Source organism: Nostoc cf. commune SO-36, assembly GCF_023734775.1.
In the GTDB taxonomy this organism is placed as follows: Bacteria; Cyanobacteriota; Cyanobacteriia; order Cyanobacteriales; family Nostocaceae; genus Nostoc; species Nostoc commune_A.
Genome location: NZ_AP025732.1, coordinates 2,164,576 through 2,180,605, shown reverse-complemented (window position 1 = coordinate 2,180,605; position 16,030 = coordinate 2,164,576). Strand labels below are relative to the sequence as shown.

Annotated in this window: 12 protein-coding genes, 1 other RNA gene and 2 pseudogenes; 13 read left to right on the top strand and 2 right to left on the bottom strand. The window is 43.3% G+C overall.

Annotation, left to right across the window (positions count from 1 at the left end; genetic code table 11):
- Positions 1-150: 150 nt before the first annotated feature.
- From ANSO36C_RS09590 to ssrA, 10 genes and pseudogenes are all read left to right on the top strand, one after another.
- Entirely contained in the window at positions 151-1,353 is a 1,203-nt protein-coding gene (locus tag ANSO36C_RS09590; RefSeq protein ID WP_251959338.1) for a class I SAM-dependent methyltransferase, read from the top strand.
- A 529-nt stretch (positions 1,354-1,882) separates the two neighbouring features.
- On the top strand, positions 1,883-2,323 hold the full coding sequence (locus ANSO36C_RS09585) for an ATP synthase subunit I (protein WP_251960290.1): 441 nt from the start codon (positions 1,883-1,885) through the stop codon (positions 2,321-2,323).
- Positions 2,324-2,380: 57 nt separating this feature from the next.
- Positions 2,381-3,143, top strand: a pseudogene (atpB, locus tag ANSO36C_RS09580) (F0F1 ATP synthase subunit A).
- A gap of 148 nt (positions 3,144-3,291) precedes the next feature.
- Positions 3,292-3,537, top strand: a complete 246-nt coding sequence (gene atpE, locus ANSO36C_RS09575; RefSeq protein ID WP_251959337.1) for an ATP synthase F0 subunit C — start codon at positions 3,292-3,294, stop codon at positions 3,535-3,537.
- A gap of 181 nt (positions 3,538-3,718) precedes the next feature.
- A complete protein-coding gene (locus tag ANSO36C_RS09570; protein ID WP_100899338.1) occupies positions 3,719-4,150 on the top strand; it encodes a F0F1 ATP synthase subunit B' in 432 nt (143 codons plus the stop codon).
- Between the two features lie 188 nt (positions 4,151-4,338).
- Positions 4,339-4,911, top strand: coding sequence for a F0F1 ATP synthase subunit B (locus tag ANSO36C_RS09565; RefSeq protein WP_190940135.1), 573 nt, complete (start codon positions 4,339-4,341; stop codon positions 4,909-4,911).
- On the top strand, positions 4,908-5,462 hold the full coding sequence (atpH, locus tag ANSO36C_RS09560; protein ID WP_251959336.1) for an ATP synthase F1 subunit delta: 555 nt from the start codon (positions 4,908-4,910) through the stop codon (positions 5,460-5,462). The genes ANSO36C_RS09565 and atpH overlap by 4 nt, the downstream gene beginning before the upstream one ends.
- A gap of 176 nt (positions 5,463-5,638) precedes the next feature.
- Complete coding sequence (gene atpA, locus ANSO36C_RS09555) at positions 5,639-7,159, top strand: F0F1 ATP synthase subunit alpha (protein ID WP_251959335.1); 1,521 nt, start codon at positions 5,639-5,641, stop codon at positions 7,157-7,159.
- 165 nt (positions 7,160-7,324) lie between these two features.
- Positions 7,325-8,272, top strand: a complete 948-nt coding sequence (locus tag ANSO36C_RS09550) for a F0F1 ATP synthase subunit gamma (protein WP_251959334.1) — start codon at positions 7,325-7,327, stop codon at positions 8,270-8,272.
- A gap of 172 nt (positions 8,273-8,444) precedes the next feature.
- Positions 8,445-8,837: a transfer-messenger RNA gene (gene ssrA, locus ANSO36C_RS09545) on the top strand.
- Positions 8,838-9,142: 305 nt separating this feature from the next.
- Here the strand turns inward: ssrA and ANSO36C_RS09540 are convergent.
- Positions 9,143-9,601: a helix-turn-helix domain-containing protein gene (locus tag ANSO36C_RS09540; protein ID WP_251959333.1), complete on the bottom strand. Its 459-nt coding sequence runs from the start codon at positions 9,599-9,601 to the stop codon at positions 9,143-9,145.
- A gap of 943 nt (positions 9,602-10,544) precedes the next feature.
- Between ANSO36C_RS09540 and ANSO36C_RS09535 the strand changes: the two genes are divergently transcribed.
- The 3 genes from ANSO36C_RS09535 to ANSO36C_RS09525 all read left to right on the top strand — a co-directional run bounded on the left by ANSO36C_RS09535 (position 10,545) and on the right by ANSO36C_RS09525 (position 14,667).
- Positions 10,545-12,284 (top strand): diflavin flavoprotein, encoded by a 1,740-nt coding sequence (locus ANSO36C_RS09535; protein ID WP_251959332.1) that lies wholly within the window; start codon positions 10,545-10,547, stop codon positions 12,282-12,284.
- A gap of 140 nt (positions 12,285-12,424) precedes the next feature.
- On the top strand, positions 12,425-14,137 hold the full coding sequence (locus ANSO36C_RS09530; RefSeq protein ID WP_251960289.1) for a diflavin flavoprotein: 1,713 nt from the start codon (positions 12,425-12,427) through the stop codon (positions 14,135-14,137).
- Between the two features lie 350 nt (positions 14,138-14,487).
- A complete protein-coding gene (locus ANSO36C_RS09525; RefSeq protein WP_251959331.1) occupies positions 14,488-14,667 on the top strand; it encodes a hypothetical protein in 180 nt (59 codons plus the stop codon).
- A gap of 20 nt (positions 14,668-14,687) precedes the next feature.
- Here the strand turns inward: ANSO36C_RS09525 and ANSO36C_RS09520 are convergent.
- Positions 14,688-15,982 (bottom strand): annotated as a pseudogene (locus ANSO36C_RS09520) (dicarboxylate/amino acid:cation symporter).
- Between the last annotated feature and the right edge of the window lie 48 nt (positions 15,983-16,030).

The window sequence follows — 16,030 nt, the reverse complement described above, 5'->3', positions numbered from 1 at the left end:
ATCTGATGATCAACCATTTGTTAATTGACAAATGTAAAATTTATATAACAAACCAGTTTAGCTCAACTTCCTGAAAACGGGTGGTAAAACTTCTTGGCTGTGAGCAACAAATATTCGATAAACTCAGAATTGCCCCAAGATTTACTTACTATGTCCGATTCCCAAACCGTTAGTGCTGCTGTTGCCAAACTCTACAATACCTACCCCTTTCCGCCAGAAGCCTTGTTGGATGAACCACCTCCAGGCTACAACTGGCGCTGGAATTGGCTAGCTGCTCATAACTTCTGCACAGGTCAAAAACCCCAAAAGCAAGATATTCGGATTTTAGATGCAGGTTGCGGTACTGGTGTGGGTACAGAGTACTTGGTTCACCTTAATCCTCAAGCTTCGGTTGTGGGAATTGACCTCAGTACTGGCGCTTTGGCTGTAGCAAAAGAACGTTGTCAACGTTCTGGGGCTAACCGTGTTGAGTTTCATCACCTCAGCTTGTTTGATGTGGAACAGTTACCGGGTGAGTTTGATTTAATCAACTGTGTTGGTGTTTTGCATCATACCTCCGATCCCATTCGCGGTATTCAAGCTTTGGCGCAGAAGTTAGCCCCAGGTGGCTTGATGCACATTTTTGTGTATGGGGAGTTGGGACGCTGGGAAATTCAACTCATGCAAAAAGCAATCGCACTTCTTCAAGGTGACAAAAAAGGCGACTACCGCGATGGTGTCCAAGTCGGACGACAAATATTTGCTTCTTTACCAGAAAATAACCGACTTGTCAAATACGATAAACAACGTTGGTCATTAGAAAACCACAAAGATGAAAACTTTGCGGATATGTACGTTCATCCCCAAGAAATTGACTACAACATTGAGACGCTGTTTGAATTAATAGATGCTTCGGGATTGGAGTTTATTGGTTTCTCTAATCCGAGTTTCTGGGATTTAGAGCGACTTTTGGGCAAAGCACCAGAGTTACTAGAACGGGCAAAAGATTTGAGCGATGCCTGCGGCGGGCAAGGACAACGCCAGGTTTACCGCCTGATAGAATTACTAGATCCAGAAGTAACTCATTACGAATTTTTCCTCGGTCGTCCTCCCTTAATTAAGTCCGACTGGTCAGACGATAACGCCCTATTAGCAGCGATTCCCGAACTTAATCCTTGTATTGAAGGATTTCCCAGCCAATGTTTCTTTAATTACGATTACCAGATTGTTAATTTATCTGTACCAGAGTTTGAATTTATGCAAAAGTGTGATGGTAATTCAAAAGTTGCGGAGATTTTGGCAGATGGACAACTGGGATTGGATGGAGTTAGAACGCTTCTTCAGCAACAGCTGATTTTATTGACACCTGTTTAATTACACTTCATGTTGCTACTAAGTTAAGATTCGTCAATTTATACTCGTGGTGAAGAGCGATCGCGCATCACCACTTTTGGCAAATTAATGTAAATTAGGAAAGTACCTAAGAAACAGGGTATTGTACATCCCAAAAGTTGGAGTTTTCTGGAATTTAGCAGTGGTGCGATCTTTGATGACTTGCCGCTACTCTACAATTTCTGATTTGCGGTACGTTCATACGATAACTCTTGCACCAGTTAATTTTATTGACACCAACTTACTTCAAACTTTGGAGGAGAATTATTCACTGAAAAAAACTGGAATTGGAAGAAATTTTGAATTTTCAGGCAACATTTATTAATTATTCACCGATACGCTCTCTCTCATCATCAACCGCTCTCTCGCTTCTGTGAGCGCGATTTTACTGACTGTGTAACGTTGCCAAGAAGTTAATTGTTTTTTCCTAAAGTATTGTTACCGGATCGTGATATGATTCAGCTGACTGAATGTGCAGTCATCATATTTAACTGTACTGGTTTCAAGTACCGTGAGCTTGTCAGACGAATCAATTGCGCCCACTCCGACAACGCAACAAGATGCTAAAACTGGTTCTGAAGATACAGAATCAGGTAACTCTATGCAAGAGTTCCATCAACTCTTCCAGCGATTGTTGTTAATCACGCTTGTCTTGACGGGGGTTATTTTTATCTCTGTGTGGATTTTTTATTCCTTAAACATTGCCCTAAATTATTTAATTGGGGCGTGTACAGGTGTGGTTTACTTAAAAATGTTGGCTAGAGACGTTGAGCAGCTCGGTAGTGAGAAAACCAGTCTAAGCAAAACTCGTTTTGCTCTGTTTATTGGAGTGATGATCGTGGCAACTCAATGGCGTGAGCTACAGATTCTGCCCATTTTTTTGGGATTTCTAACTTACAAAGCCACGCTCTTCGTCTATATGGTGCAAATTGCGTTCATTCCTGATTCTTAAATCAGGCTCACAAAGATAGTAATCCCATCCTCGCTCGTTGGGGAAAATGCTTGAAGAATGCAAATGCTTAGTGTCTTAAACGCCTTTAATTCTTTTCCCCTCGCCGCATTAGAAGTAGGTCATCATTTCTACTGGCAGTTGGGCAATCTTAAAATTCATGGGCAAGTTTTTCTCACCTCATGGTTTGTGATTAGTATTCTAGTAGTGGCTTCAATAGCTGCTACTCGCAATGCACAAAGAATTCCCAAGGGCATCCAGAATTTGATGGAGTATGCCCTAGAGTTTATTCGTGATTTGGCCAAAAACCAACTTGGTGAGAAAGAGTACCGCCCTTGGGTGCCATTTATTGGCACATTGTTCTTGTTTATTTTCGTATCGAACTGGTCAGGTGCGTTAATTCCCTGGAAGCTCATCAAGCTACCTTCGGGCGAATTGGCCGCTCCCACCAATGACATCAATACGACTGTTGCATTGGCACTGCTAACTTCCTTAGCGTACTTTTACGCGGGTTTTAGCAAGCGGGGTTTAGGCTACTTTAAGAAATATATAGAGCCAACACCCGTTTTGTTGCCGATCGCAATTCTCGAAGATTTCACCAAGCCCCTCTCCCTAAGCTTCCGACTATTTGGTAATATTTTGGCGGATGAATTGGTAGTAGCGGTGCTGGTGCTGCTAGTTCCTCTATTTGTACCTCTGCCTGTAATGGCCTTGGGTTTATTTACCAGTGCCATTCAAGCCCTGGTTTTTGCCACCCTCGCCGGAGCATACATTCATGAGGCAAGTGGAGGGGCATGGCGGAGATGAACATGAGGAGCATTAAACTTCTCAGTTGATAGCACAGTTCCAAGAGCATATTCGCTCAAAACATCGCAAAGCGCGATCGAAAGAACTCATGTGCAGCGTGAAAACCACGTTTCTAATCGTTAACGTACTTTTGTAGTTTTGTAATCAAAGCAAGGAAAATCAACATGGATCCATTAGTTCAGGCTGCTTCAGTTCTCGCTGCTGCTTTAGCGATTGGTTTAGCTGCAATTGGCCCTGGTATTGGTCAAGGAAACGCTGCTGGACAAGCAGTAGAAGGTATTGCTCGTCAACCTGAAGCAGAAGGAAAAATTCGCGGTACTCTGCTATTAACCTTGGCATTCATGGAATCCTTGACTATTTATGGTCTAGTAATTGCCCTGGTATTGCTGTTTGCTAACCCCTTCAGCTAATACCTGAAAATTTTGTGAGTGTGGAGTCGTGAACCATCACGCCTCTACAATCAAAATATTTTGGGTATCGTAATATTTCTAATGTTCAGTTGACCCTTGTTGGCTATGGGTCTCTAAAAAATGAAAGGTTGGATGATGTTGCTAGCCATGAAAACTGCTACTCCAGCCAAAGAGGAGACAAATGTTTGATTTCGATGCTACCTTGCCCTTCATGGCATTGCAATTCCTGCTATTAGCAGCTTTGTTGAATGCAATTTTCTATAAGCCACTGACCAAGGTACTAGACGATCGCGATAGTTATATCCGAACGAATACCCTTGAGGCGAAAGAAAGCTTGGCAAAAGCCGAGCGCTTGGCTACCGAATATGAGCAACAACTCGCAGACGCTCGCAGACAATCGCAAGCTACCGTAGAAGCAGCTCAACTTGAAGCTAAGAAAATTACTGCCGAGAAAATCGCCGAGGCCCAAAAGGAAGCTCAGTCTCAACGAGAACAAGCTTCTGTTGAAATAGAACAACAAAAGCAAGAAGCTTTTCGCACCTTAGAGCAACAAGTTGATGCTTTAAGCAGGCAGATTCTAGAAAAACTATTGGGGCCAACTCCAGTTAGATAAACTAACTAGACTGGTTCTGTGAAAGCATACGCGCAACTGGGCCCTAGTCCAGAGCGCAAAATTCAAGTGTCAAAAAAGGCACTTTTTCCCTTCTAAGGGAAAGATACTTAATTTCCTTACGGGGAAAAGATACTTAATTCCCCTACGGGAAAATAGAACGTATTAGCAAGCGAGCAGCGCACTTGTAAATGGGTATCATGGGGACATTCTTATTACTTGCCGCAGAAGCGAACGCTGTTCACTCTGAATTGGCAGAAGGCGCAGGAGAAGGTGGTTTCGGTCTAAACCTAGACATTTTTGAAACCAATCTGATCAATCTAGCGATTCTGGTTGGCATATTATTCTACTTCGGACGTAAAGTTTTAAGCAATATCCTGAACGAGCGACAATCCAATATTGCCACTGCAATTCAGGAAGCAGAAGGGCGCTTAAAAGAGGCAAAGACTGCCCTTTCGCAAGCGCAAGAGCAGTTGAAGCAATCTCAAGCAGAAGCAGAACGCATTCGCCAATCTGCCCAAGAAAACGCCCAAAAGACGAAAGAAGCCTTGTTAGCGAAGGCAGCGCAAGACGTAGAACGCTTGAAACAAACAGCAGCAGCAGATTTAAACAGCGAAACTGATCGAGCGATCGCTCAACTACGGCAACGAGTTGCTGCACTAGCATTGCAAAAAGTCGAATCGCAACTTAAAGGTGGGATTGCCGACGATGCTCAACAAAGTTTAATTGACCGCAGCATCGCACAACTGGGAGGCAATGTATGACAAGTCAGGTAGCGGCAGCCGAAGTAGCCCAACCTTACGCACAGGCACTTTTGTCAATAGCGCAATCGAAAAATTTGACAGAAGAGTTCGGGGAAGATGCGCGGACTTTCCTAGGACTGCTCAGAGCAGACAAACAGCTACACAACTTCTTCAGCAACCCGTTTATTCAGGCTGAGAACAAAAAAGCTCTCATCAAACAAATACTCGGTGAAAGCTCTAACCCCTACTTACGCAACTTTTTGTTGATATTAGTAGACAAACGCCGCATTGCATTCTTGGAATCGATTTTTCAACAATATCTGGCGCTGTTGCGGCAGCTGAATCAAACCGTATTAGCGGAAGTAATTTCAGCCGTTCCCCTCACAGAAGCTCAACAGCAGGCAATCACCGAAAAAGTGATTGCCATCAGTAATGCTCGTCAGGTAGAACTAGAAACCAAGGTAGACAGCGAGTTAATTGGTGGTGTGATTATTAAAGTAGGTTCGCAGGTTATTGATGCCAGTATCCGGGGTCAATTGCGTCGCCTTTCATTGCGCTTAACTAATAGCTAGAAAGTTAGGAGTTAGAAGTTAGAAGTCAGGAGTTAGGAGTCAAGAGTTAGGAGTTAAGTAAATAGTAATTTATTTTGACTTTTAACTTTTAAGCTTTGCTTTTTTAACTCATCACTCTTAACTCATCACTCCTAACTATTGAATTTTCCCCTCTCGAAAGCAAACAAGATAGACACATGAGCATATCAATTAGACCTGACGAAATTAGCAGCATTATCCAACAACAAATCGAGCAATACGATCAAGAGGTCAAAGTTGCTAACGTTGGTACTGTCCTCCAAGTAGGTGACGGTATTGCCCGGATTTATGGTCTGGAAAAGGCTATGTCTGGGGAACTTTTGGAATTTGAAGATGGTACAATTGGCATCGCCCAAAACTTAGAAGAAGACAACGTGGGCGCGGTGTTGATGGGTGAAGGGCTGGACATTCAAGAAGGTAGTTCTGTAACCGCTACTGGTAAAATTGCCCAAGTACCCGTAGGAGAAGCCTTAATTGGACGAGTTGTAAACGCTTTGGGTCTTCCCATCGATGGTAAGGGAGACATCAAATCCTCAGAAAGCCGTTTGATTGAATCTCCAGCACCAGGTATCATTGCCCGTCGGTCTGTACACGAACCCATGCAAACGGGTATCACAGCTATTGACTCAATGATTCCCATCGGTCGTGGTCAACGGGAATTGATTATTGGCGATCGCCAAACCGGAAAAACTGCGATCGCCATCGACACAATCATCAACCAAAAAGAAGAAGATGTAGTTTGTGTATACGTTGCGATCGGTCAAAAGGCTTCCACTGTTGCTAACGTGGTGCAGACATTGCAAGAAAAAGGCGCGATGGATTACACCGTCGTTGTCTTTGCTAGTGCCAGTGAACCAGCAACCCTACAATACTTAGCTCCTTACACAGGCGCAAGTATTGCTGAGTACTTTATGTATAAGGGTAAAGCTACCCTGATAATTTACGATGACCTCTCCAAGCAAGCCCAAGCTTATCGGCAGATGTCCCTACTGCTGCGTCGTCCACCCGGACGCGAAGCTTACCCTGGAGATGTATTCTACATTCACTCTCGTTTGTTAGAAAGAGCAGCAAAACTGAGTGATGAATTAGGTAAAGGCAGTATGACCGCCCTACCAATCATCGAAACCCAAGCTGGTGACGTTTCAGCATACATCCCCACCAACGTAATTTCTATTACCGATGGTCAGATATTCCTATCTTCTGACTTGTTCAACGCTGGTATCCGTCCGGCTGTGAACCCAGGTATTTCAGTATCCCGCGTGGGTTCTGCGGCTCAAACCAAGGCAATGAAAAAAGTTGCCGGTAAGATTAAATTGGAATTAGCCCAATTTGACGATCTGCAAGCCTTCGCACAATTTGCTTCCGACTTAGATAAAGCCACCCAAGATCAGTTGGCACGGGGTCAACGGTTGCGCGAACTTCTCAAGCAGCCACAAAATTCGCCACTGTCGGTATACGAGCAAGTAGCAATTTTGTATGCTGGTATTAATGGGTACTTAGATGATGTGCCTGTAAATCAAGTAACCACCTTCACCAAAGGTCTGCGGGATTACTTAAAAACTGGTAAAACCCAGTATGCCGAAGGAGTAAAAAGCTCCAAAGCACTAGGTGACGCAGAAGAAGCTGCCTTGAAAGAAGCACTCACCGAATATAAGAAGACCTTCAAAGCAGCAGCCTAGCAATTTTGGATTTTGGATTTTGGATTTTGGATTAAATCTAAAATCCGAAATTCCAAATCTAAAATCTAAAATCGGATTTTGGATTCAGGATTTTGGATTCAGGATTAAATCTAAAATCCGAAACCCCAAATCTAAAATCTAAAATCTAAAATCTAAAATCGGAATATGGCCAATCTAAAAGCAATACGCGATCGCATCCAGTCGGTCAAAAACACCAAAAAAATCACAGAAGCCATGCGTCTCGTAGCTGCGGCTAGAGTGCGCCGGGCGCAAGAACAAGTGCTAGCGACTCGCCCCTTTGCCGATCGCTTGGCACAAGTATTGTATGGTTTGCAAAGCCGTCTGCGCTTTGAAGAAGCAAACCTACCACTGCTGAAAAAAAGAGAAGTTAAGTCAGTTGGGCTATTGGTAATTTCAGGCGATCGCGGTCTATGCGGCGGCTACAATAATAACGTTATCCGTCGTGCAGAAAACCGCGCCAAAGAAATTAAGGCAGAAGGTTTAAACTATCAATTTGTGTTAGTCGGACGCAAAGCTACACAGTACTTTCAACGCCGCGATCAGCCTATTGATGCTACCTATAGCGGTTTAGAGCAAATTCCCACCGCAGCCGAAGCCAATCAGATTGCCGACCAACTACTTTCCTTATTCCTTTCCGAAGAAGTAGATCGCATCGAATTAATCTACACCAGATTCCTTTCCTTGGTTAGCTCCCGTCCTGTGATTCAAACCCTACTGCCCCTCGATCCACAAGGTCTAGAAGCAGGCGATGATGAAATCTTCCGCTTAACAACCCGTGGCGGTAAATTTGAAGTCGAACGGGAAAAAGTGACTAGCCAAGCCCGCGCATTGGCTCCTGACATGATTTTTGAGCAAGATCCAGTGCAGATTCTCGATTCTCTATTGCCCCTGTATCTAAGTAACCAGCTATTGCGGGCACTGCAAGAATCAGCAGCTAGTGAACTAGCAGCGCGGATGACAGCCATGAGTAATGCCAGTGAAAATGCCGGTGAATTGATTAACACCCTCACATTGTCTTACAACAAAGCCCGACAAGCTGCAATTACCCAAGAACTCCTTGAGGTTGTTGGTGGTGCTGAAGCACTAACTTAGAAAAATACTTGTTGTGGATTATGGCAAATAGCCAATTGCTAATGGTTTTAAAATTAGCGATTGGCTATTTTGAGTAATTGGAGCTATATATTCTGACTTTGATAATTACGAATTACGAATTACGAATTACGAATTCAATAATCGCGTACTATAATTGAAATATGAAGCGCATGGGTCCGTCACGGTTTCGACAGGTTGGCGAACGCTGCTCTGTGATTCAGGTCGAGAGTGAGTCTCCTCTCGGAAATCAAAGGCTCAAACAAAAAGTAAATGCGAATAACATCGTTAGCTTTGCTCGTAAGCCTGCTCTAGTAGCAGCTGCCTAAAAACCTCTTACAGGTTCGAGCGTCTTTAGTTTGACTCCGTTAAGGACTGAAGACCAACCCCCAACGGATGCTCTAGTAAGCGTTCTCTGGTTGGCTTACTAGCTAAGATTAAATCAGAGCATCCTACGTTCGGGATAATGAACGATTCCCGCCTTGAGGGTCAGAAAGGCTAAACCTGTGAATGAGCGGGGGGTCAATACCCAATTTGGACAGCAGTTCGACTCTGCTCGGATCCACTAAGAATAAGTAACAATTCCACCAAGCATTTTACTGTTTGGTGGATTTTGTTTTATCTAAGGGACTTCAGTTAAAAAAATATCCCATCACTGCGGGACGCTCCGCGTTTGCGTAAGCGTCCCGCAGGGTACATAGGGGCGCAAGGACTTGCGTGCCTACAAATCTAGAATCTTCTTTAACTAACTTTGGGGGTTTAAGTCCCCTGCCTCTACAGGCAGCCCGTTTTGGGTCGCGGTCTAAATCCCCGTCGCAAAACGTAATTGCGAATTGCGAATTGCGAATTGCGAATTGTTTTAATACTTTTCAATCAGCTAATTATCTGTTCTTGAGGTTGCTTGCGTGCGCTTCCAAACCTCCTTCCCCTTTTTTTTAGTACCCGTCGTAATCGATCTGCACTCAAATTAACTTGACGCTCAGATGCCAGTTTTTTTGCTAATTGTTTAGAGTTATAACTCTGTGGCTCTTGAGCTAAACAATTTTCTAGATAAACTAAATCTGATTCCGAATATCGGGGTTTTCCTCCTCGACCAGGAGCATCCCACAAACCTACTAAACCCACCTTTTCCCAGCGATGAAGGGTTTGACGTACTGTTGAAATTGCCCAGTTCAAACCTTGAGCAATTTGCTCATTTTTTAAGCCGCGATTATTCAGCAGTAAAACTTGAGCGCGATCCTTAGTACGTTGAGGAACATCCTTGGCTTTTCTTAACTCTTCTAGAGTCAGCTTTTCTTGTTCTGTGAGAAAGACTTTTAATCGGCATCCCATAAATAATAACCTTTTATACAGTCAGTCCCTTCTCTGCGAGACACTACGCAAACGGGGAACTCAAAACTACACCATTAGCTTGTTGGACAAATTCATTAGATAGCCAGCAACTTTTGCTTATAGCTATGACAACAATAATTTGTTGGCGTTGTCCTGATTAATATCTGAAGTCGATAATAAAGGACTGTATCATTAAAATTCTTAGATTATTCGTATGCTTACGGAGATTTATCGAAACTTTAAAAATGATTTTTACGCTATCTTGCACTTGTATGAGCAGAAAAAGATATACAAGCCTAGTTCTTTTTATCCAAACCATCTCAAAAAATTTGATTAGATTACCTCCAAAAAAGTATCTGTTTTTTCAACTTTACATAAGCTTTATATTTAACATAACAATATTATTGGCTGAGACAAAAATATATTTAATACCCATTATAAAAATAATATCGACAGCATACTTGATGCCTGTTAAAAAGTGAGGAAAACTTTTCCTACCTTTCCTACCTTTCCTACTTTTACTAGTTATTTGTAATAGTACACCTAGATAAAACTAACTTTTTCTACTTGATATCTAGATACATTGGTTGCTGTTGAAATTTATTCTGTGGCCAGATAGATTAACACAAATGATTTAGCATTAATATATCAACTAACAATAAAATATTGATTAAACCATGCTTTTCCGATAAAAAGTATGACGACAATGATGTTTTTGAATTAAGATAAAATAAGATAGATAGCCAAATTAAATACTCAGTAAAATTTTCAGAATAAATTAATATTTAGTATGTTTTATGAGACATATTTTTTGCTAAAAAACAGCAATAATTGATACAAGTTAAATTTTGCGAAAACTGATATTCATTACAACTTCAACAATAAATAATAGAGACAATGGGGGCAGAAGAAAAACCTGTTAATTTGCGCTCGGAGACGAATAATGGTAGCGATGTCTACGACAGGCAATGCCCACGCAGAGAACGTTCAACATCGGCTAACTATACAAACTGTAGAAATTGCCCCTAACACAACGGCGATTCGCTCTCTTGATTGGGATCGCGATCGCTTCGATATCGAATTCGGGCTGCAAAACGGCACAACCTATAATTCATATCTAATTAGGGGTGAACAAACAGTTTTGATCGATACTTCTCACCAGAAGTTTCGCGATCTGTATTTAGAGACTCTCAAAGGTCTTGTTAACCCAAAAACAATTGATTACATAATTGTCAGCCACACAGAGCCAGACCATAGCGGTTTGGTGGAAGATGTTCTTCAATTAGCTCCTAGAGCTACCGTTTTAGCCTCAAAAGTTGCACTTCAGTTTTTAGAAGGCTTAGTCCACGATCCTTTCTCGAAGCGAGTTGTCAAAACCGGCGATCGCATCGATATTGGCAAAGGACACGAAATGGAATTCGTGAGTGCGCCTAACCTGCACTGGCCGGATACAATCTTTAGCTTTGACCGCAAAACCCAAATCCTGTACACCTGTGATGCTTTTGGGATGCACTTCTGTGACGATCGCACCTTCGACGAAGATTTAGAAGCGATCGAAGCTGACTTTAGATTTTACTACGACTGCTTGATGGGCCCTAACGCTCGTTCGCTGCTGAATGCGATGAAGCGGATGGGTGATCTCGGAAAGATTAATATTATCGCCAATGGTCACGGGCCATTATTATACCACCATTTAGATGTTCTAACCGGGTGCTACGAAAATTGGAGCCAAAAGCAAGCTAAAGCAGAAACAACAGTTGGCTTGTTTTTTGTCTCAGATTACGGGTATGGCGAACGCCTTGGTCACGCAATTGCCGAAGGTATACTAAAAACTGGTATTGGCGTAGAAGTACTCGATCTGAATACTGCTGAGAGCCAAGAAATTCAAGAACTAGCCGGGAGAGCAGCTGGCATTATTATTGGTATGCCCCCGACTACTTCCGCCGCCGCCCAAGCTAGTATCAGTTCGGTGCTAGCTGTCGCCAAGAACAAGCAATTGATTGGGCTGTTTGAATGTTACGGTGGGGATGATGAACCCATTGATACACTCCGCAGACAATTTCTCAACTCTGACATCAAAGAAGCTTTCCCACCCATTCGGATTAAAGAAGTTCCCAGCGCATCAACATTCCAGTTGTGTGAAGAAGCGGGTAAAGACATCGGACAATTGCTGGTGCGCGATCGCAACATCAAGCAAATCAAGTCCCTCGATGTCAACATGGAAAAGGCGCTGGGTCGCATTAGTAGTGGACTGTATATAGTCACTACTAAAAAAGATAATGCCTCAAGTGCAATGCTGGCATCCTGGGTAACGCAAGCGAGTTTGCAACCATTAGGATTGACAATTGCCGTTGCCAAAGACCGCGCCATTGATTCCTTAATGCAAATAGGCGATCGCTTCGTCCTCAACGTTTTGGAAGAAGGCAATTATCAAGAACTCAAGAAGCACTTCCTCAAGCGCTTGCATCCCGGTGCTGACCGCTTTGCTGGGGTGAAAACTCAAACCGCGAAAAACGGTTCCCCAATTCTAACTGATGCTCTGGCATACATAGAATGTGAAATCCAGAGCAGCATGGAATGCAGCGACCACTGGATTTTATATTGCACCGTCCAAGAAGGTCGTGTCTCCAAAAACGATGGATTGACAGCCGTTCGCCATCGCAAAGTAGGTAATTACTACTAAAGATTGGTTATGGGGCATAGGGCATGGGGCATTGGGTACAAGTTATTCTCCTTGTTCCCCTTGTCCCAATTCCCCTTGTCTCAATTCTCAATGCCCAATTCTCAATGCCCAATGCCCAATTCCCCAACTTTAAAACAGCTATGACCAATTCCAAGCCACGCGACGTCCAAGTTCTACCAATTGCTACCAATACTAAACTTCTGAAAGCACGTAGTTGGTCACGTCTGCGGTTTGAAATTGAATATGCACTTGAAAGAGGTACTACCTCCAATTGCTATTTAATTGAAGCTGATAAAACCGCACTTATTGATCCACCGCCAGAAAGTTTTACCGAAATTTATTTAGAGGCATTGCGGCAGACTTTAGATTTACAACGTTTGGATTATATAATCCTGGGTCATTTTAGCCCCAATCGAGTTGCCACCCTCAAAGCAATTTTAGAACTAGCACCACAGGTAACTTTTGTCTGTTCTCTTCCTGGTGCGAACAATTTGCGTGCTGCTTTCTTAGATCAGGATTTGAAAGTCTTGGTGATGCGGGGGAAAGAAACTCTGGATTTAGGCAAGGGTCATGTTTTAAAATTCTTACCCACTCCTAGTCCACGTTGGCCGGAAGGACTTTGTACCTACGATCAGCAAACCCAAATTCTCTACACAGATAAGTTATTTGCAACTCATCTCTGTGGTGATGAAGCGTTTGATGATAATTGGGAAGCGCTTAAAGAAGACCAGCGTTATTACTTTAACTGCTTGATGGCTCCCCAAATTCCTCATGTGCAAGCAGCTTTGGAAAAAATATCAGATTTACAGGTGAGAATGTATGCTGTGGGTCACGGGCCCTTGGTACGCACTGGGTTAATTGAACTTACCAAAGCTTATGGAGAATGGAGCCGTTCTCACAACGATCGCGAAATTTCTGTTGCCCTACTTTACGCTTCAGCTTACGGGAATACAGCGACTTTAGCACAAGCGATCGCTCTGGGACTAACTAAAGGTGGAGTTGCAGTTAAATCAATCAACTGCGAATTTGCTACCCCTGATGAAATTCGCATCAACCTGGCACAGTCAGAGGGTTTTATCATTGGTTCTCCTACCATCGGTGGTCATGCGCCAACTCCCATTCATACTGCTTTAGGTATTGTGCTATCAAGCGGTGACAACAGCAAACTCGCTGGGGTTTTTGGTTCTTATGGCTGGAGTGGCGAAGCCTTTGACTTAATCGAAGGTAAACTCCGGGATGCTGGATATCGCTTTGGCTTTGACACCCTGAAGGTGAAGTTTAAACCTGATGATGTCACTCTTAAGTTTTGTGAAGAACTAGGTACAGACTTTGCCCAAGCGCTGAAAAAAGCTAAAAAGGTACGCGTACCACAACAAGCCGCTACTCCAGTGGAACAGGCTGTTGGTCGGATCGTTGGTTCCGTCTGCGTGGTGACAGCGAAACTTGGAGATGTGTCTACGGCAATGTTAGGCGCTTGGGTTTCTCAAGCCACCTTTAACCCACCCGGATTAACTATGGCGATCGCCAAAGACCGAGCGATCGAATCTTTGATGTATCCAGGCGGTAAGTTTGCCTTAAATATTCTACCTGAAGGCAATCATCAAGACTACATGAAGCATTTCCGTAAATCTTTCGCGCCTGGGGAAGACCGATTTGCCAACTTTAGTACAGCAGTTGCGGATAACGGCTGTACTGTCCTCACCGACGCTCTAGCATATTTGGAATGTTCCGTCAACCAACGTCTGGAATGTGGCGATCACTGGGTTGTGTATGCAACTGTGGACGAAGGTAAATTACTCAAGCCTGATGCTGTTACTGCCATTAACCATCGCAAAACCGGCACTCATTATTAAATAGTGAGTAACTTAACTTAACCAAACCGCTTTAGCTTAAATATAGCCAAGGCGTTTGATAACAAAAATTCTCTTTTTTCTTATGGGACGGACATCTTGTCCGTCCCAATTTTTTTGTCGAGATGCAAAATGGTATGACTTTTCACCGGATGTGGAATCAGAAAAATGGTGTCTGTGAATTTCAGTATTAAAGCGGAAATAACATAAATTCATTTACTGAAATTCCGCAATTGCCACCAAGACAATTGTAGGAACGCAGTGTAGCCTTTAACTAGCAAAACAGTATGAGGCACTTGTTAAACAAAATGCCAACTATAGCCACTAAACTTTTATAATATTCTCTTGTTCTTATGGCTCCAAAACACACCAAGATTAAATTTCCCCTTTGGCAGTATCTGAACCAGCCTTTATTTAGTCGCGAGACTAAATTAGTATTGAATCCCCAACGCTTTGCATTGATCTGGCATCTTCGACTTCTAGAACGCTGCTGGAGTAAAGAATGTGATGCCAAAGGGCCTCAACAGCATTAGATACCTCAAAAGCCGTCAAATTAAGCCTCGTCTACAGAACGAGGCTTTTTGCCATCAAGTAAAGCACTGACAGTCATATCTCCCATAACATTAATCGCAGTGCGGCAGCGATCCAAAAACCAGTCTACAGTCACTAACAAAGCAATGTACTGGGTAGGTAAGCCTACAGAAGTGAACACCAATGTCATCGTTACCAGCCCCGCATTGGGAATATTTGCCGCACCTACAGATGCAAAAATCGAGGTAAGGATGACAATTAATTGCTGTCCTAGAGTCAGATGTTGCCCAATCAATTGGGAAATATACAACGCAGACATTGCTTCGTAAAGGGCAGTGCCATCATTATTAAAGTTTGCCCCGACTAATGCCCCTAAAGCAGCAGAAGATTCTCTTAAGCCAACTTTTGTTTGCAAAACCTCAAAGGTTATGGGCATTGCCGCCGCAGAAGAAGAAGTTGAGAAAGCTGTCAAAAAGGCATCAGAACCGCCAGCTAGAAATTTTAGCGGGTGTACCCAAGAACCAAATTTTACTCTGGTGAGGTAGTAGCACGCCTGCAATGCCAATGCTAACAGCACCGCCACGATAAATGCAGCCAAAGATTTAAATGGTGCAAATCCTTGCATAGCAACTGTTTTAGCAACAATTCCAAAGACGGCGAAAGGGACTAAGGCAATTACCCAGTTGAGGACACCGACTACCGCCTCAAACAAAATGCCGATGACATCCTCTATCGGTTGGTATCCGTTTTTTTCCCTTGGGCAATTTGTTCAGATTTTAATCCCCGCAGGACGATGCCAAAACTTAGGGCAATCACAATCAGTTGAATGACATTATTATCAACTAATGGCTTCAGGACAGCTTCTGGAACAGCATCTTTGAGTATTCCCCAAGGGTCTAGACTCTGAGTAGGTATTTCTGTAGTTGTTGAGGTAGCTACATTGCCCCACGTTCCCGGACGCAGCACATTCGCTACCAAAAGTCCCACTAAAATAGCTACGGTAGTGTTAGTCAAAAGTAGCACTGCCAGCCGCCGTCCGGCTGTACCGGGGATATCGGTAGTCATTAAGGTATGCAGCACCGCTACCAAAATCAGGGGCGTAGCTAGGGCGCGGAGAGCCTTTAGCACCAATTCAGCCGGAATTGCTAAATTATTGATTAAGGTGGCGTTGTTGGGATTGGGATTCCCCGCACCAAGGGCAATTCCAACGCTGACTGCGGCTATTAGGGCGATGAGAATTTGCAATGTGAGAGGGATACGCTGCCACCAAGGGCTAGCTTTGGTTTCAGGCGAAGTAGTACTCTCTTTTTGACTCATTGGCTAGATACGGTTAACTGCTGTAACTATTAAAACAACACTAATGAT

Excerpts from the sequence above, each read along its gene's own strand:
- ANSO36C_RS09590 (WP_251959338.1), top strand. The coding sequence starts at position 151 with ATGTCCGATTCCCAAACCGTTAGTGCTGCTGTTGCCAAACTCTACAAT.
- atpE (WP_251959337.1), top strand. The coding sequence starts at position 3,292 with ATGGATCCATTAGTTCAGGCTGCTTCAGTTCTCGCTGCTGCTTTAGCG.
- ANSO36C_RS09570 (WP_100899338.1), top strand. The coding sequence starts at position 3,719 with ATGTTTGATTTCGATGCTACCTTGCCCTTCATGGCATTGCAATTCCTG.
- ANSO36C_RS09565 (WP_190940135.1), top strand. The coding sequence starts at position 4,339 with ATGGGTATCATGGGGACATTCTTATTACTTGCCGCAGAAGCGAACGCT.
- atpH (WP_251959336.1), top strand. The coding sequence starts at position 4,908 with ATGACAAGTCAGGTAGCGGCAGCCGAAGTAGCCCAACCTTACGCACAG.
- atpA (WP_251959335.1), top strand. The coding sequence starts at position 5,639 with ATGAGCATATCAATTAGACCTGACGAAATTAGCAGCATTATCCAACAA.
- ANSO36C_RS09550 (WP_251959334.1), top strand. The coding sequence starts at position 7,325 with ATGGCCAATCTAAAAGCAATACGCGATCGCATCCAGTCGGTCAAAAAC.
- ANSO36C_RS09540 (WP_251959333.1), bottom strand. The coding sequence starts at position 9,601 with ATGGGATGCCGATTAAAAGTCTTTCTCACAGAACAAGAAAAGCTGACT.
- ANSO36C_RS09535 (WP_251959332.1), top strand. The coding sequence starts at position 10,545 with ATGGTAGCGATGTCTACGACAGGCAATGCCCACGCAGAGAACGTTCAA.
- ANSO36C_RS09530 (WP_251960289.1), top strand. The coding sequence starts at position 12,425 with ATGACCAATTCCAAGCCACGCGACGTCCAAGTTCTACCAATTGCTACC.
- ANSO36C_RS09525 (WP_251959331.1), top strand. The coding sequence starts at position 14,488 with ATGGCTCCAAAACACACCAAGATTAAATTTCCCCTTTGGCAGTATCTG.